The sequence below is a fragment of the Nakamurella deserti genome (assembly GCF_003260015.1).
Lineage (GTDB): Bacteria > Actinomycetota > Actinomycetes > Mycobacteriales > Nakamurellaceae > Nakamurella > Nakamurella deserti.
Genome location: NZ_QCXS01000002.1, coordinates 1,229,981 through 1,245,786, shown reverse-complemented (window position 1 = coordinate 1,245,786; position 15,806 = coordinate 1,229,981). Strand labels below are relative to the sequence as shown.

Annotated in this window: 16 protein-coding genes; 8 read left to right on the top strand and 8 right to left on the bottom strand. The window is 72.8% G+C overall.

All coding sequences use genetic code 11. From position 1 onward, the window contains the following. Positions 1-20: 20 nt before the first annotated feature. Entirely contained in the window at positions 21-992 is a 972-nt protein-coding gene (locus DB033_RS05805) for a DUF808 domain-containing protein (RefSeq protein WP_111765850.1), read from the bottom strand. 58 nt (positions 993-1,050) lie between these two features. After that, positions 1,051-3,426 (bottom strand): cation-translocating P-type ATPase, encoded by a 2,376-nt coding sequence (locus tag DB033_RS05800; protein WP_240615760.1) that lies wholly within the window; start codon positions 3,424-3,426, stop codon positions 1,051-1,053. A 169-nt stretch (positions 3,427-3,595) separates the two neighbouring features. On the opposite strand from DB033_RS05800, the gene DB033_RS05795 reads away from it, so the two are divergent. After that, positions 3,596-5,212, top strand: coding sequence for an amidohydrolase (locus DB033_RS05795; RefSeq protein WP_111765848.1), 1,617 nt, complete (start codon positions 3,596-3,598; stop codon positions 5,210-5,212). Here DB033_RS05795 and DB033_RS05790 read toward each other — a convergent pair. Then, positions 5,190-5,552, bottom strand: coding sequence for an MmcQ/YjbR family DNA-binding protein (locus tag DB033_RS05790; protein ID WP_111765847.1), 363 nt, complete (start codon positions 5,550-5,552; stop codon positions 5,190-5,192). The genes DB033_RS05795 and DB033_RS05790 overlap by 23 nt on opposite strands. Positions 5,553-5,746: 194 nt before the next feature. On the opposite strand from DB033_RS05790, the gene lnt reads away from it, so the two are divergent. Then, positions 5,747-7,435, top strand: coding sequence for an apolipoprotein N-acyltransferase (gene lnt, locus DB033_RS05785; RefSeq protein ID WP_111765846.1), 1,689 nt, complete (start codon positions 5,747-5,749; stop codon positions 7,433-7,435). A gap of 2 nt (positions 7,436-7,437) precedes the next feature. Continuing rightward, a complete protein-coding gene (locus DB033_RS05780; RefSeq protein WP_111765845.1) occupies positions 7,438-8,229 on the top strand; it encodes a polyprenol monophosphomannose synthase in 792 nt (263 codons plus the stop codon). Positions 8,230-8,295: 66 nt separating this feature from the next. Here the strand turns inward: DB033_RS05780 and DB033_RS05775 are convergent, their stop codons facing one another. The 4 genes from DB033_RS05775 to DB033_RS05755 all read right to left on the bottom strand — a co-directional run bounded on the left by DB033_RS05775 (position 8,296) and on the right by DB033_RS05755 (position 11,205). Beyond that, positions 8,296-8,640 carry an RNA polymerase-binding protein RbpA gene (locus DB033_RS05775; RefSeq protein WP_111765844.1) on the bottom strand — a complete coding sequence of 115 codons (345 nt, stop codon included), beginning with the start codon at positions 8,638-8,640 and terminating at the stop codon, positions 8,296-8,298. 217 nt (positions 8,641-8,857) lie between these two features. Further along, complete coding sequence (locus DB033_RS05770) at positions 8,858-9,388, bottom strand: CGNR zinc finger domain-containing protein (protein ID WP_111765843.1); 531 nt, start codon at positions 9,386-9,388, stop codon at positions 8,858-8,860. A 249-nt stretch (positions 9,389-9,637) separates the two neighbouring features. Next, complete coding sequence (locus tag DB033_RS05760; RefSeq protein WP_240615759.1) at positions 9,638-10,348, bottom strand: thymidine kinase; 711 nt, start codon at positions 10,346-10,348, stop codon at positions 9,638-9,640. Between the two features lie 83 nt (positions 10,349-10,431). Further along, positions 10,432-11,205: a glycerophosphodiester phosphodiesterase family protein gene (locus tag DB033_RS05755; RefSeq protein WP_111765841.1), complete on the bottom strand. Its 774-nt coding sequence runs from the start codon at positions 11,203-11,205 to the stop codon at positions 10,432-10,434. Between the two features lie 73 nt (positions 11,206-11,278). On the opposite strand from DB033_RS05755, the gene DB033_RS05750 reads away from it, so the two are divergent. The 3 genes from DB033_RS05750 to DB033_RS05740 all read left to right on the top strand — a co-directional run bounded on the left by DB033_RS05750 (position 11,279) and on the right by DB033_RS05740 (position 13,329). Next, entirely contained in the window at positions 11,279-11,608 is a 330-nt protein-coding gene (locus DB033_RS05750; RefSeq protein WP_111765840.1) for a hypothetical protein, read from the top strand. 291 nt (positions 11,609-11,899) lie between these two features. Then, positions 11,900-12,643 carry a 3-hydroxybutyrate dehydrogenase gene (locus tag DB033_RS05745; protein ID WP_111765839.1) on the top strand — a complete coding sequence of 248 codons (744 nt, stop codon included), beginning with the start codon at positions 11,900-11,902 and terminating at the stop codon, positions 12,641-12,643. Then, positions 12,640-13,329 (top strand): class I SAM-dependent methyltransferase, encoded by a 690-nt coding sequence (locus DB033_RS05740; RefSeq protein ID WP_205843670.1) that lies wholly within the window; start codon positions 12,640-12,642, stop codon positions 13,327-13,329. The genes DB033_RS05745 and DB033_RS05740 overlap by 4 nt, the downstream gene beginning before the upstream one ends. A 372-nt stretch (positions 13,330-13,701) precedes the next feature. Here the strand turns inward: DB033_RS05740 and DB033_RS05735 are convergent, their stop codons facing one another. Further along, positions 13,702-14,703: an NAD(P)/FAD-dependent oxidoreductase gene (locus DB033_RS05735; RefSeq protein WP_111765838.1), complete on the bottom strand. Its 1,002-nt coding sequence runs from the start codon at positions 14,701-14,703 to the stop codon at positions 13,702-13,704. A 67-nt stretch (positions 14,704-14,770) separates the two neighbouring features. Here DB033_RS05735 and DB033_RS05730 point away from each other — a divergent pair, with 67 nt between their 5' ends. Together DB033_RS05730 and DB033_RS05725 are read left to right on the top strand one after the other, a co-directional pair. Then, positions 14,771-15,343 carry a helix-turn-helix domain-containing protein gene (locus DB033_RS05730; RefSeq protein WP_111765837.1) on the top strand — a complete coding sequence of 191 codons (573 nt, stop codon included), beginning with the start codon at positions 14,771-14,773 and terminating at the stop codon, positions 15,341-15,343. A 38-nt stretch (positions 15,344-15,381) separates the two neighbouring features. Beyond that, positions 15,382-15,795, top strand: coding sequence for a GNAT family N-acetyltransferase (locus tag DB033_RS05725; RefSeq protein WP_205843669.1), 414 nt, complete (start codon positions 15,382-15,384; stop codon positions 15,793-15,795). Positions 15,796-15,806: the final 11 nt, after the last annotated feature.

The window sequence follows — 15,806 nt, the reverse complement described above, 5'->3', positions numbered from 1 at the left end:
CTGCGCGCAGCCTTGCGGCCTCAGTGGGCCGCGGCGTCCGCTCCGTCGTGACCGGCCTTCTTGCCGATCGGCAGGACGTGCAGCAGGGTCACGATGATCGCGCCGACGATGATGCCCAGCACGGCGGAGAAGAACGTGTTGGTGATCCAGCCGAGCACCGCACCGAGACCGCCGGTGGCGTCGTGCACGGCCACCTCCAGGTGGTGGACCAGTTCGTAGGGCGCGTGCAGGCCGAGTTCGTCGGCGCCGACGAGCAGGATGTGGCCGCCCACCCACAGCATGGCCACCATGCCCACCCACGACAGCACCGACAGCACGATGGGCATGGCCTTGACCAGGCCGCGTCCGAAGCCGGCCACGGCCTTGCCGTCGCGCTTGGCCAGCGCCAGGCCGGCGTCGTCCATCTTGACGATGAGCCCGACGGCGCCGTACACCAGCGCCGTGATCAGGATGGCCACCACGATGAGGATGAGCGCCCGCGCCACCAGCCCCTGATCGGCGACCTCGTTGAGCGCGATGACCATGATCTCCGCGGACAGGATGAAGTCGGTCCGGGTGGCAGCCGACACCACCTGCTTCTCGTGGTCGACCGGCTCACCGCCGGCGGCCTCGGTGGGGTCCTGCGCCTTCGCCTCGTGCCCGGAGAACTTCTCCCACAGCTTCTCGGCACCCTCGTAACAGAGGTAGGTGCCGCCGACCATCAGGATCGGGGTGAGCAGGAACGGCGCGAACTGACTCAGCAGCAGCGCCACCGGCAGGATGATCAACAACTTGTTGCGCAGCGATCCTTTGGCGATCCGCCAGATGATCGACAGCTCCCGCTCGGGCTTGAGGCCCTGGACATAGCGCGGAGTCACCGCAGCGTCGTCGACGACGACACCGGCGGCCTTGACGCTCGCCCGGCCGGCGCCGGCCGCGATGTCGTCCAGCGACGACGCCGTCAGTTTGACGAACGCCGCGACGTCGTCGAGTAGGGCAAAGATTCCGCTCATGGGTTCATCTTTACCTACCCGGCCCGCTCGTCGCACCGGTACCGCGGTGGCGACGTGTTCAGTGCACCGACGCCTGCGGCTTCCCGAAGGTCCGGTAGACGATCTCCACCAGCACTGCGCCGACGGCGCCGACGGCCAGGGCCCATCCGGTGAACTCACCGGTCAGCGAGAAGTTGAAGAAGTCGCGGCCGGCGGGCAGCAGGAACGCCAGCAGCACGATGCCGATCATCGCGCCGATGAGCAGCGCCTTCCACAGCACGAACGGGCGGGCCAGGCAGATCAGGATCCACAGGAACACCACCACCAGCGCCAGAGTGGCGGCGGTGCCGGTCTGCTCCTGTCCGTCGCGGCCCGGGAAGCTGCCGTGGGTGATGAGGTACGCGACGATCACCGAGACGCCGGCGATGACGCCGACGGGCACGGCGAACCGCAGGACCCGGGTGAGGAAGCCGGGGACGTAGCGGCGCTTGTTCGGGCCCAGCGCCAGGAAGAACGCGGGGATGCCGATCGTCACCGTGGAGACCAGCGTGAGATGTCGGGGGAGGAACGGGAACGGCAGGAAGAACACCGCGGCACTGACGATGGCGATCAGGCTCATCACGTTCTTGGCCACGAACAGGTTGGCCACCCGCTCGACGTTGCCGATCACCCGGCGGCCCTCGGCGAGCACGCTCGGCAGGTGCGAGAACCTGCCGTCCAGCAGGACCAGCTGGGCCACCGCCTTGGTCGCCTGGGCACCGTTGCCCATGGCCACCCCGATGTCGGCGTCCTTGAGGGCCAGCGCGTCGTTGACGCCGTCACCGGTCATCGCGACGACGTGTCCGTTCTTCTGCAGCGCCTGCACCAGCATCCGCTTCTGCAGCGGCGACACCCGGCCGAAGACGGTGGTCCGCTCGGCGACCTCGCGCAGCTCCTCGGCGTCCTCGCCGATCGTGCGGGCGTCCACGACGTGGCTGGTGTCCAGCCCCACCCGGCGCGCGATGGCGGCGACGGTGTCGGGGTTGTCGCCGGAGATCACCTTGATGGCCACGCCCTGGTCGGCGAAGAAGCGCAACGTCTCGGCCGCGTCCGGGCGGACCTGCTCACCCAGGATGACCAGCGCCTTCCAGATCAGCCCGGCCGGCAGCACCGGCCCGGTGAGGGGGTGCCGGGTCTGCCCGGCGACGAGGACCCGCCGGCCGGTGGCGGCCAGCTCCCGGACCCGGTCCCGGATGGGGTCGTCGGCGGCCAGCAGCACGTCCGGCGCCCCGAAGACCCAGCAGCCGTGCCCCTCGAACTCCGCGGCCGACCACTTGCGGGCGGAGTTGAACGCCACGGTCTGGGTGCGGTGCCAGCCCTCGGGTGCCGCGAGCTTGGCGGCCACCGCGACCAGGGTGCCGTTGGCGTTGGGGTCGTCGGCCAGCGCGCCGAGCGCGGCCTGCACGTAGACGTCGTCGTGCTCGGGTTCGAGGTGCTCCAGCCCCTCGTAGACGATGTCGCCGACGGTGAGCGTGCCGGTCTTGTCCAGGCACACCACGTCCACCCGGGCCAGGCCCTCGACGGCCGGCAGTTCCTGGACCAGCACCTGCTGCTTGGTCAGCGTGACCGCCGCCAGCAGGAACGCCACCGAGGTGAGCAGCACCAGGCCCTCGGGCACCAGCCCGACCAGCCCGGCCGACGACCGGATGATGACCTCCTGCCAGCCCTGGTCGCCGATGGTCCGCCACTGCGACCAGATCTGCAGCGGCAACGCGATCACGATGACCCAGGTGATGTACTTCAGCAGGGTGTTGATGGAGTCCTGGATCTCCGACCGGGTGCGGGTGAACTTGCGGGCCTCGGCGGCGATCCGGTTGGCGTAGGCGTCCGGGCCGACCGCGGCGGCGTGGAACCGGCCGGCCCCGGCGACCACGGTGGTGCCGGACAGGCACTCGTCACCGGGGGCCTTCGGCACCGCGTCGGACTCCCCGGTCAGGTTGGACTCGTCGACCTCGAGCCCGGCGCTGGTGAGCAGCTTCCCGTCCGCGGGGACCTGGTCGCCGGCGCGCAGCTCGATGAGGTCGTCGAGGACCACCTCGCCGGTGGGGACGGTGGAGACCCGGCCGCCCCGGACGACGGTGGTGGTGGGCGCGTTGAGCAGCGCCAGCCGGTCCAGCTTCCGCTTGGCGGCGAGCTCCTGGACGATGCCGATGGCGGAGTTGACGATCAGCGCGACGCCGAACAACCCGTCGACGGGGCTGCCGGCGATGAGGATGAGCACGAAGAGCGCACCGAGGATCGCGTTGAACCGCGTCATGACGTTCGTCCGGACGATGTCCCAGACGGACCGGGTCGAGGTGCGGTCGGTGACGTTGAGCAGCCCCCGGGCGACGCGGTCGGCGACCTGCGCGTCGGTGAGACCGTCCTCCGTGCGGGGGTGGTCGAGGTCGTCGAGGCGCGTGGTTGCAGTACTCACCGGGTCATCGTCGCAGACGCACGCCCGCTGCAGGAGGGTGTCGGGGTCGGTCACACCCACCATGTGCTGGCGATTTTGCCGTTCCTTTGCCGAACCGGCGGCAGATCCCGGCCGGCCGTGGGGTGACCGGGTTCCGGGCGGGCCGCCGTCCGTGCTCCACTGGACGGCGATGACCACGACACTGCTGCGCGGCGGCCGCATCCACAACCCCGCCGAACCCGCCGCCACCTGCTTGGCGATCACCGACGGGGTGGTGAGCTGGATCGGCCCCGACACCGGGGTCGAGCAGGCGGGCCACATCGACGAGACGATCGACCTGGACGGGCTCTTCGTCGCGCCCGCGTTCGTCGACGCCCACGTGCACTGCACCGACGCGGGGCTCGCGTTGATCGGTCTCGACCTGCGGGGCGCCCGCAGCCTGACCCAGGCGCTGGACCTGCTGCGCGCCCACGCCGCGTCCTCCGACGCCGGCCTGATATGGGGCCACGGCTGGGACGACGCGGGCTGGCCGGAGCGACGGCCACCGAGCCGCTCGGAGATCGACGCCGCCGTCGGCGGCCGTCCGACGTACCTGTCCCGCATCGACGTCCACTCCGCGGTGGTGTCCGGCGCGATCGGTGACCGGCTGGACACCGCCAGGCCCGGCTTCTCCCCGGACGGTCCGCTGACCCAGGACAGCCACCACGAGGCGCGCGGGCTCGCGAGGTCGCTGCTGTCCGACGCCGACCGCACGGCCGCCCAGCGGGCGTTCCTGACCCATGCGGCGTCCCGCGGCATGGTCGAGGTGCACGAGTGCGCCTTCTCCGATCCCCAGGCGCTGGCCGACCTGGCCGGGCTGCTGGCGCTGGACGCCCCGGTCGCGGTCCGGGCCTATCTCGGGCAGGCCGTGACCGACCCGGCCGAGGCCACCGCGTTGCTGGCCCGCACCGGGGCGCACGCCCTCGGCGGTGACCTCTCCGTGGACGGTGCACTGGGCTCCCGGACGGCGTCGCTGCACGCCCCGTACGCCGACCACGCCGGTACCGGCGTGCGGTACCTGAGCGACGACCAGATCGCCGACCACCTGGTGGCCTGCGCCCGCGCCGGGATCCAGCCCGGGTTCCACGCCATCGGCGACGACGCGGTCGCCGCCGTCGCCGGTGGTCTGCGGCGCGCCGCCGAGATCCTCGGCGGCACGCTGCCGCTGGCCGCGGTCGCGCCGAGGATCGAGCACGCCGAGATGATCTCGGCCGCCGACATCGACATCCTGTCCCGCTGCGGCGCGATCGCCAGCGTGCAGCCGCTGTTCGACGCCCTGTGGGGCGGTACGGACGGCGTCTACGTGCAGCGCCTCGGCGTTGACCGCGCCGCTCCGATGAACCCGTTCGCCGCCATCGCCGCGGCCGGGGTGACACTGGCCTTCGGGTCCGACGCCCCGGTCACCGCGGCCGAGCCGTGGCAGGCCGTGCGGGCCGCCGTCAACCACCGCACGCCCGGCTCGTCGGTCACGCCCCGGGCGGCCTTCACCGCCCACACCCGTGGGGCCCATCGCGCGGCACGGCGACTGGACCGCGGCGTGCTGACCGTCGGCTCGGTCGCCGACCTGGCGATCTGGGAGACCGGGCCGCTGGTGCGTCCTGAGGCCGCGGAGCTGGCGCAGCGCTGGTCGACCGACCCGCGGTCGCGGGTCCCGTTGCTGCCCGACCTCGCGCCGCACGCCCCGGACCCGGTGTGCGTGGCCACGGTCGCCGCCGGCCGGGTCGCCTTCGACACCGGCCTGCTGGTCAGCTCGTCGCTTCCCCGCTGACGGAGGTGCCGGCGTCGCGCTGGCGCTCGACGACGTCGGCGTAGGACACGTCGACGGCGCGGTGGAACTCGGCGTCGTCGATGTCGGCCGACAGGGCGAACGTGTTCCAGCCGTACTGGCCGACGTAGGGCGCGATCAGCACGTCGTCGGGGTAGGCGTCCCGCCACCACTGGGCCTCGTCGGCGTCGCGCCCGCACTTGAGGGTGACGGTCCCGACCTCCGGACCGAAGACGGCGAAGGCCTGACCACCGACGGTCACCTCGTCGTGCCCGGCGCTGGTCTCGGCCTGCTCGGCGCCGGGCCGGCCGGTGCAGTAGGCGAGCAACAGGTGATGGTCCATGGGGTGGTCTCCGCTCGTTCCGGCGGCCCGTCCGCGGGCCGCCGCCGGTCCTCCGGGATCGGGACCCCGGTCGTCCGCGTCACCCTACGGTGCGCGACGGCGGCGGCCCGCGGAGCGGCCCCGTCCGGTCGGCGCCGGGACCCCGCGTCCGGTTCTCCGCCGTCGCCCGCGACGACGCCCACTAGGCTGATCGGATGGCTTCTCCGACCCTGCGCGCCCAGCCGGGCGACGGCGCCGGCCCGGGCGCGTCCGGGGATCCCGGTACCCCCGCGTTCCGCGACACGGTGATCGGCCGGCGCTGGTCGCGGCGGTGGCGCTCGGTCCGTGGCGCCGGCGGACTGCGTCTGCTGGGGGCCGTCGCGGCCGGCGGTGCCCTCTACCTCGCGACCGCTCCGCGGACCTGGTGGTGGTCGGCGATCCTGGGCCTGATGCTGCTGGGCGCGGTGCTGCACGGCCGTCGGCTGCGCGTCGCGGCGGGACTGTCGTTGCTCGCCGGCGCCACCTACTACATTCCGCTGCTCAGCTGGTCGGGTGTGTACGTCGGGGCGCTGCCGTGGCTCGCCCTCGCGGTCGCCGAGGCGCTGCTGGTCATCCCCGCCGGCATGCTCATCGCCGCGGCCACCCGGCGGTTGCCGGCCTGGCCGGTGTTCGCCGCGGCCGCGTGGGTGCTCGGCGAGGCGCTGCGGGCCCGGTTCCCGTTCGGTGGGTTTCCCTGGGGCGGAATCGCCTTCACCCAGCCCGACGGTCCGCTGCTGCCGGCCGCGTCGCTGCTCGGCTCGGCGGGCCTGGCCTTCCTCACCGCCCTCGCCGGATTCGCCGCGGCCGACCTGGCCCGCCGGCTCGTCGCCGGGCGGACCGACGTGCGCCGGTGGGCGACCGCCGCCGTCGTCCTGGCGCTGCCGTTCGGGATCGGGGTCGCGGGACTGGTCACCGAGCAAAACACGGCCACCGACCCGCAGCGCACCGTCGCGGTGATCCAGGGCAACGTGCCGCGCGCCGGGCTGGACTTCAACGCCCAGCGCCGGGCCGTGCTGGACAACCACGCGGCGCGCACCCACGAGCTGGCCGCGGAGGTCCGGGCCGGGACCGCGCCGGCACCGTCCCTGGTGATCTGGCCCGAGAACTCCTCCGACATCGATCCGTACCGCAACCCCGACGCCGCCGCCGTCATCTCCGACGCGGCGGCCGACATCGGGGTGCCGATCCTCGTCGGTGCGGTGGTCGGCACCGACGACCCGACGCGCAACCTCAACCAGGGCATCGTCTGGGACCCGGCGACCGGCCCCGGCCAGACCTACACCAAGCGCCACCCGGTGCCGTTCGCCGAGTACATGCCGTTCCGGAGCTTCTTCCGGGTCTTCTCCGACAAGGTGGACCTGCTGCGCGGCGAGTTCCTGCCGGGCAGTGCCCCCGGCAACCTCGACATCGCCGGCGTCGCCGTCGGTGACGTCATCTGCTTCGAGATCGTCGAGGACGGCCTTGTCCGCGACGTCGTGGACGGCGGCGCGCAACTGCTCGTCGTGCAGACCAACAACGCCACCTTCGGCTACACCGACGAGACCTACCAGCAGCAGGCGATGAGCCGCGTCCGGGCCGTCGAGCACGGCCGCGACGTGCTGATCGCGGCGACCAGCGGGGTGTCGGCGGTGATCCGGTCCGACGGCCACGTCGAGGCGACCATCGGGCTGTTCACTCCCGGGTATCTCACACCGTCGATCGGCCTGAATTCCGACAGGACGCCCGGTACCGTCCTCGGCGGGCCGGTCGAGTGGCTGCTCACCGCCCTGACCCCGTTGGCCCTCGCCCTGGTGCTGGTCCGACACCGGACGCGAACACCTCGCGGATCCGATGCCCGCTTCCGAACCCAGGAAGGTGTGTTCTAGACATGCCCGCCACCACCCCGACGACGCCTCCCGGGGTCCTCGTCATCGTCCCGACGTACAACGAGATCGACAACCTGCCGCTGATCCTGGACCGCATCCACGCAGCGGCTCCCGGCGTCGACGTGCTGGTCGTCGACGACAACAGCCCCGACGGCACCGGCGCGCTCGCCGACGGCCGGGCCGCTGACGACGAGCGGGTACACGTCCTGCACCGCACCGCCAAGAACGGCCTGGGCAAGGCCTACATCGCCGGTTTCCAGTGGGGCCTGGAGCGGGGCTACGAGATCCTCGTCGAGATGGACGCCGACGGCTCGCACGCCCCGGAGAACCTGCCCCGCATCCTCGCGGCGACCAGCGTCGGCGACCTCGTCATCGGCTCCCGGTACGTGGCCGGCGGCCACGTCGTGAACTGGCCGCTGCACCGGATGGTGCTGTCCAAGGCGGCCAACCTCTACGCCCGGTTGGCGCTGGGCGTCGGCCTGCACGACATCACCGCCGGATACCGCGCCTACCAGGCCGACGTGCTGCGGGCGCTGCCGCTGGACAGCATCGAGTCCCACGGGTACTGCTTCCAGGTCGATCTGGCCTGGCGCACCGTGCAGGAGGGGTTCATCGTCATCGAGGTGCCGATCACGTTCACCGAGCGCGCCATCGGTGCGTCGAAGATGAGCGGCAGCATCATCCGGGAAGCGCTGGTGAAGATCACCTACTGGGGGATCAAGCAGCGGTTCGCGCAGGCCACCCACAGCATCAAGGAGTCCCGGCGCAACCCGGTGATCCGCGCCGACGTCTGAGCCGTCCCGGTACGACGGAACGGCCCGCCCCCGAGCGGGGACGGGCCGTTCCGTGTGGTGCAGGGGTCAGCTGACGATGCCGCGGCGGCTGTGCAGCTCGGTGAGGCGCTCGGCCAGGATCTCCTCGAGCTCCTCGACGGAACGGCGCTCCAGCAGCATGTCCCAGTGGGTGCGCGGCGGCTTGACGTTCTTCATCTCCGGCACGGAGCCGTCGACGAGCTTGGACTCCTGCCCGTGCATCCGGCAGTCCCAGGATCCGGGGACCTCGGCGTCGTCGGCCAGCGGCACGGCGAAGTCGTGGTCGCGCGGGCAGTGGTACGTGGCGGTGCGCCGGGGCGCGAGGTCGTGGTTACGGTCGGCCTCGTAGCTGGTCGCTCCGAGACGGCTGCCGCGCAGGACGCGATCGGCCATGTCGGTTCCTCTCATCAGGTGGTGCAGGACGTGCGGGGTGCCGGCGGACGGGTCCGGACGGCGGCGGTGGCACGGGGGGTTCAACGCGGGAGCGGGTCGGTTCGTTCCCGACTCCCGAGGGCGGACCGGGATCCGCCACAACCCACTGAGTCTAGCCGACCGGGCCCTTCCGGTCGGCGTCGTTCCCGCACCGGTCGTCGTGGTCCGGGATCTCCCGTCAGCTGCGGGCCCGGTGCCGGCGCACCGCCGCCCGGTTGGCGCAGCGGACGGAGCAGTAGCGCTGCCGTCCGTTGCGGGTGACGTCGACGACGACGGCGCGGCAGTCGTCGCCGGCATCGAGCCCGGCGGCGCACCGACCCAGCCGGTGCATCCCGCGGGTGGACAGGTGCAACGCGGTCCCGACGCCGATGACCGCCGCCAGGACCTCGGGGAGCGGCCGGTCGTCGTCGCGGTAGTGCAGGTGCCAGCCCTCGTCGTCGTGGTCGGTGAGCCGCGGGTAGGCGGTCACGGCGGCCATCTGGCCGTTGAGCAGCGCGGCCCGCCGCTGCGGGTCGTCCGCGTCGACGACCGTCAGCCAGCGGTCGACGACCGCACGGGTGCGCACGTGGTCGGTGGACGCCGCCGGGAACGTCATCGTCATGCCGAACTCACGGGCGCGGGCCACGATCCCGTCCCGGCGGTCGGGCCAGTCGTTGGCCAACGACGCGGCCAGCAGCACGGCGTACTCGCCGTAAGGGTTGAGATGCACAACGGCATTACAGCACCCTCGGGGCATGACTCCGACCCACAGCGCGATCACCGCCGGACCGGACACCGGCCCCCCGCCGCACGTCCACGAGCACGGCTGGCGGGTGCAGTCGGCCCACCACACCTCCGAAGGACGTCTGAGCTACGTCCGTTGCGACTGCGGAGCCCGGCGGGTCGACCTGCAGGCCGCCGACCCGACCCCACCGGTGGCGGTCAGCCGCACGATCGTCGGCCGACCGGCTCCGCGGACTCAGAACAGCTGGTCGGGCTGGGACGCCGACGGTCCCAGGTCGCCACTGCGGTGATGGCTGCGGCACAGCACCTGGTAGCGCACCCGGTCGTCGGACGGATCGCCCGCACCCGGCTCGACGACGTCGGCGACCAGCACGGTGGAGCCGGTCCGCGCGACCACGCCGTTGACCACCCGGGCGTTGAACCGGCCGGGCCGCCCGCACCAGCACAGCACCTCGACCTGCAGCAGCTGGACCTCGTCGGCCAGCTCGAACCACCGGGCGGAGCCGGGGAACAGGCGCCCCCGGAAATCCGTGGCGATCCCGAAGCCGTAGACGTCGACCTGCGCGTCGTCGGCCATCCGGCACAGTTGCTCGACCTGTTCGGGGGTGAAGAACTGGGCTTCGTCCACGATGACGTAGTCGACCCGCACCCCCTGGGCCCACTGCCCGCGGACGAGCAGCGCGAGGTCCATCGCGTCGTCCACCTCCACCGCAGGACGGACGAACCCCATCCGTGAGGAGATGACGCCGGGCTGGGTCCGGTCGAGTTTGATCAGCAGCAGACCGTGCCGGCCCTGCCGGGTGAAGTTGTGGTCCATCTGCAGCGCCAGGGTCGACTTGCCGCAGTCCATCGGGCCGTGGAAGTACTTGACCACGCCGCGCAACGGCAGCCCGCGCCGTGACCCCGCCGCCGGCACCTCGGACAGGGCACCCGGCTGCTCGTCCACCCGGCGGATCCCGCCGGGCGGATCCGGGGGAGGGGCGGGTTCGGGGGAAGGAGGCGCTGACACGCGGGACACCCTACGGCTCGTCAGACGGGCCCGGGCCAGCTGCCGCGCCGCTGCAGCACCGCGCGCACCACGTCGGGCCGGTCGGTCACGAACCCCTCGACGCCCAGGTCGAGCAGCCGGTCCACCTCGGCCGGGTCGTCGACGGTCCACACGTGGACCTCCAGCCCCCGCCGGTGCGCGGCCCGGATGAAGGCCGGTGTCGCCACCGGCACGACCCCCATCCGCAGCGGTACCTGCGCGGCCACCGCGCCGGGGAACCGGGTACGCACCGGCAGGTGACGGGTCCGGGCCACCAGCCGGGTGACCTGCCGGGGACCCAGTGACACCGCGACGGCCGGTCCCAGCCGGTCGCGCAGCGCCTTCAGCCGGGCGTCGGAGAACGACGCGAGGCAGACCCGGTCCACCGTCCGGGTGCGCTCCAGCAGCGTGGCCAGCGGGGCGACCGCCGCGTCGGACTTGGCGTCGATGTTGAACAGGGCGTCGGGGAAGTCGCGGAGCAGCTCGTCCATCCGCGGGATGGGCTCCCGTCCGCCGATGCGGGCCCGGCGGACCTCGTCCCAGCTCAGCGCACCGATCGGCCCGGCCCGATCGGTGACCCGGTCGAGAACGGTGTCGTGGAAGGCGACCAGGACGCCGTCCGCCGTGGCGTGCACGTCCGTCTCGAGGTAGCGGATGCCCTCGTCCAGGGCCCGGGAGAACGCCGCTGCGGTGTTCTCCAGACCCTGCAGCTCACCCGTGTGCCACCCGCGGTGGGCCAACAGCCGCGGGGTCGGGCCGTCCAGGAACGTGCTCATCGGGTCAGTCTGCCGGGCGACGGCCGTGTGTCGGTGCGGCCGCGCGCCGACCGCGCGCCCTACCGTGACGGGAATGCGCCGGACCGCCCCCACCCGTTGCGAATGGTGCGGCCGCGAACTCCCCGTCCAGGAGGGGCTCGGCCGCCGTCGCCGCTACTGCGCACACGCCTGCCGGCAGCGCGCCTACGAGAACCGCAACGCCCACAACCGCGGCGATCTGCCCGTCGACGCCGTGGTCCTGACCGCCGCCGAGGCCTCCGATCTGGCCGACCGGCTCTACCAGATGCGCTGCGCGGCGGAGGATGTCGCGACCGCAGTGGGGGAGAGGGTGACCGGTCGGGAGCTCGCCGGGCTGGTGGAGGCCATGATGGCGGCCGCGCGGGATGCCGAGCGGCTGCGCTGACCGACGTCGACGGGCCGGCGGTACCCACCGTTCGGGTTCCGGATTCACCCGGTTCCCGTCCGGCGTGACGGCCGTCACCGCGTTAGGGTCGAATCGGTTGGGCGCCGGCATGTCCCCGGGCTCCAAGCAATAACCGCTCTCGCGGAACACCAGGACCTCCGGGTCCCAGGAACCGCGTTGAGCCGCCGGTTCGAGGCGACTCGGCGCCCGACCCTCGACGTCCGGTCCTGTCCCGGGCCACCCCGGCGTGCGACGCTGGTGTGGTGGTGCCCGCGGAACGAGGGAGTGGCGATGACGACGACCGGACGTAAAGCGCTCGTCACCGGTGCGGGCAGCGGCATCGGCGCCGCGGTGGCCGAGCGGCTGGCCGACGGCGGCGCACATGTGGTCGTGGCGGACGTCAACGCGGAGGCGGCCCACACGGTGGCCGACCGGATCGGCGGCGAGGCCTGGACGATCGACCTGTCCGACGGTGCCGCGTTGGAGGAGCTCACGCTCGACGTCGACATCCTGGTCAACAACGCGGGCCTGCAGCGGGTGCGCCCACTGCACGAGTTCGTCCCCGACGAGTTCCGGATGATCCTGCGCATCATGGTCGAGGCGCCGTTCCTGTTGGTCCGCGCGGCGCTGCCGCACATGTACGCCCGGGGGTTCGGCCGGATCGTCAACATCTCGTCGGTCCACGGGCTGCGGGCGTCGCCGTTCAAGTCGGCCTACGTCACCGCCAAGCACGGACTCGAAGGTCTGTCGAAGGTGACCGCCCTCGAGGGCGGGCCGCACGGGGTGACCAGCAACTGCATCAACCCCGGGTACGTCCGCACCCCACTGGTCGAACAGCAGATCGCCGATCAGGCGCGCATCCACGGGTTGCCGCCGACGGAGGTGGTCGAGAAGGTCATGCTGGCCGAGTCGGCGATCAAGTCACTCGTCGAGCCCGCCGAGGTCGCCTCCCTGGTCGCCTGGCTGGTGTCCGACGACGCCCGCATGGTCACCGGCGCCTCGTACACGATGGACGGCGGCTGGAGCGCGCGGTGAGCCGCCCCGGGGGGACGGGTCGGGACGACGCGGACCGCGTCCGGCGCGACTACGACGCCGTCGCGCAGGCCTACGACGACCTGGTCCGCCACGACCGGAGCTCGACCCACACGCTGTCCACGGCGATGATCACCGCCTTCGGCCGGTTGGTCCGCGACCACGGCACCGGTGCGCCGGTCCTCGACGCCGGTTGCGGGCCCGGGCAGTGGACGGAGCTGCTGGCCGATCTCGGGATCGCCGTCCGCGGCCTCGACGTCTCCTCCGAGATGATCGCGATCGCGCGGCGGCACCGTCCGGACCTGCGGTTCGAGGTGGGGTCGCTGCTCCGCACCGGCGCCGCGGACCACTCCCTCGGCGGCGTGCTGGCCCACTTCTCCCTCATCCACCTGGACCCGGCCGACCTGCCGTCCGCGCTGGCCGAGTTCGCCCGCGCGCTCGAGCCCGGCGCCCCGTTGCTGCTCGGGATGCAGGTCGCGGTCGAGCCCGGCGCCGGTGGCTGGGTGGCCCACGGTGACCACCGCGCCTCGCCCGCCTACGCCTGGGATCTGGACGCCCTGGCGGCGCACCTCGATCGGCACGGCTTCACCGAGATGGCCCGGCTGCGCATCGAACCCCTGGAGGAAGGTCGCCCGCCGCCCGGTTACCTGCTGGCCCGGCACGCCCCGGCCGGCCGGCAGCTCGGCTGACCCGCACGCGGCAGTCCGGTTCGGTCGACCTGGCGGCACGTCCCGGCTGGCCGGCAGTTCGACTGACCCGCACGCGGGAGTCCGGTTCGGTCGACCTGGCGGCACGTCCCGGCCCGGCCGGTCGGCAGCTCGACTGACCCGCACACGCGAGTCCGGCTCGGTCGACCTGACGGCAGCCTCGGCCCGGCCGGTCGGCAGCTCGACTGACCCGCACGCGGGAGTCCGGTTCGGTCACCCTGACGGCAGCCTCGGCCCGGCCGGTCGGCAGCTCGACCGACCCGCACACGGGAGTCCGGCTCGGTCATCCTGACGGCACGTCCCGGCCGGTCGGTCCGCAGACCGATCCGGACGCGGGACCCCGGATGCCTGCGGTCAGGCGGCGCCCACCGACGCTGGATCCCCGACCTGCTGCGCAGCCCGGTAGCGCGCGACGGCGTCGGCGGTCTCCTGCTGGATGAGGTCCATGTGGATCATCGCGGCGGTCAGGGCGCCGGCGGCGGCGGCCGCGCCCACCTGCGCCTGCAGGTCGGTGATGTTGCCGGCCACGAACACGCCGGGCACGGAGGTGCGCCCCATCGGCTCGCTCGGGATGTACTCGCCGACGGCGGCACCCATCGGGTGCGGTACGGCGACGAGACCGAGTCCGCTCCGCAGGGCGCTGCGGGCCACCATGCGCGACGCGGTGGCGACCGTCCGGCGGGCGACGACCGTGCCGTCCGCGAGCCGCACGCCGGTGAGACGACCGGTGGCGGCGTCGGTCTCGAGGGCGGCGACCTCACCGGCGACGATCCGGACGCCGAGGGCGGCGAGCTTCTCCCGGTCCTCGTCGGTCACGGTGGCGGTGTGCTCGAAGAGCACCACGTCGTCGCTGAGCTGCCGGAACAACAGCGCCTGGTGGGCCGCCATCGGCCCGGTGCCCAGGATGCCGATGGTGGTGTCGCGGACCTCCCAGCCGTGGCAGAACGGGCAGTGCACGACGTCGCGGCCCCACAGTTCGCGCAGGCCCGGGACGTCGGCCAGTTCGTCGGTGAGTCCGGTGGTCACGAGGAGCCGACGCGCCCGCACTGCGCGGCCGTCGGCGAGCGTGGCGACGAAGTCGTCACCGTCGCGTACCGCAGCGGTGACGTCGCCGTCGGCGACATGGGCGCCGTAGGAGAGGATCTCGCGGCGGCCGAGAGCGATGAGGTCGCGGGGCGGCATGCCGTCGCGACCGAGCAGGCCGTGCACGCCGTCGGCCGGGGCGTTGCGGGGGGTGCCGGAGTCGACGACGAGCACCGAACGGCGGGAACGCGCCAGCATCAGCGCGCCGTTCAGGCCGGCGGGTCCGCCACCGACCACGAGGACGTCATAACGGGGGAGCAGTGTTTCGGTCATGTCCCCAGAGTGGTCATCCTGACCGCGATCTGGCAAACAACGTTGCTGATGTGGCAAGGTTGGAGGTATGGACGACGACCTGGACCAGATCATGACCGCGGTGGGGCCGCGACTGCGCGGACTGCGGACGCGGCGGGACATCACCCTCGCGGCGCTGTCGGAGGACACCGGCATCTCGGTGAGCACGTTGTCCCGGTTGGAGTCGGGCCAGCGCAAGGCGACGCTGGAACTGCTCCTGCCACTGGCGAAGTCCTACGGCGTGCCGCTGGACGAACTGGTGGGAGCACCCGACACCGGCGATCCGCGCATCCACCTGCGGCCCCTCCGGCGGCACGGCCGGGTGTTCATCCCGCTGACCCGCCGGCCCGGCGGCATGCAGGCGTTCAAGATCATCATCCCTACCGGAGGTGGGACACCGGACCCGAAGACCCATGAGGGCTACGAGTGGCTCTACGTGTTGAACGGCCGGTTGCGGCTGGTGATAGGGGAACAGGACCTGATCCTCGAGCCCGGTGAGGCGGCCGAGTTCGACACCCGCGAGCCGCACTGGTTGGACGCCACCGCGGCGGGGCCGGTCGAGGTGCTCTGCCTGTTCGGTCGCCAGGGCGAGCGGGCCCATCTGCGGGCCGGTGCGGCGTGACCGCGGCGGGCGGCCGACGCGGCGGCGCGTCACCCGAGGTGTCCCTCCGTGCGGAGATGCCCGGGGAGGACGAGACTCTCGCCCTCTACGACGCGGTGGGCTGGTCGGCGTACACCCGTGAACCCGACCGGCTGCGGCGCGCGCTGTCGGGCTCGCACACGGTGCTCACCGCGCGGGTCGACGGTCGACTCGTCGGGCTGGCCCGGACCGTCTCCGACGGCGAGACCGTCTGCTACGTCCAGGATGTGCTGGTGCATCCGGACAGGCACCGGCAGGGTGTCGGCACCCGTTTGGTGACCGACCTGCTGGACCGGTACCGGCACTGCCGCGCATTCGTGCTGACGACCGACGCCGACGGCGGCCCCGAGGCCGTCTCCGCCGCCCGGTTCTACCGAGCTCTCGGGCTGCGGCCACACGCCGAGCACGGCCTCGTCGGCTACTGGCGGGGGTGAGCCGGGGCCGC

Coding starts and splice junctions, on each gene's coding strand:
- DB033_RS05735 (WP_111765838.1), bottom strand. CDS start 14,703: ATGACCGAAACACTGCTCCCCCGTTATGACGTCCTCGTGGTCGGTGGC.
- DB033_RS05780 (WP_111765845.1), top strand. CDS start 7,438: ATGCCCGCCACCACCCCGACGACGCCTCCCGGGGTCCTCGTCATCGTC.
- DB033_RS05805 (WP_111765850.1), bottom strand. CDS start 992: ATGAGCGGAATCTTTGCCCTACTCGACGACGTCGCGGCGTTCGTCAAA.
- DB033_RS05795 (WP_111765848.1), top strand. CDS start 3,596: ATGACCACGACACTGCTGCGCGGCGGCCGCATCCACAACCCCGCCGAA.
- lnt (WP_111765846.1), top strand. CDS start 5,747: ATGGCTTCTCCGACCCTGCGCGCCCAGCCGGGCGACGGCGCCGGCCCG.
- DB033_RS05775 (WP_111765844.1), bottom strand. CDS start 8,640: ATGGCCGATCGCGTCCTGCGCGGCAGCCGTCTCGGAGCGACCAGCTAC.
- DB033_RS05730 (WP_111765837.1), top strand. CDS start 14,771: ATGGACGACGACCTGGACCAGATCATGACCGCGGTGGGGCCGCGACTG.
- DB033_RS05755 (WP_111765841.1), bottom strand. CDS start 11,205: ATGAGCACGTTCCTGGACGGCCCGACCCCGCGGCTGTTGGCCCACCGC.
- DB033_RS05745 (WP_111765839.1), top strand. CDS start 11,900: ATGACGACGACCGGACGTAAAGCGCTCGTCACCGGTGCGGGCAGCGGC.
- DB033_RS05790 (WP_111765847.1), bottom strand. CDS start 5,552: ATGGACCATCACCTGTTGCTCGCCTACTGCACCGGCCGGCCCGGCGCC.
- DB033_RS05750 (WP_111765840.1), top strand. CDS start 11,279: ATGCGCCGGACCGCCCCCACCCGTTGCGAATGGTGCGGCCGCGAACTC.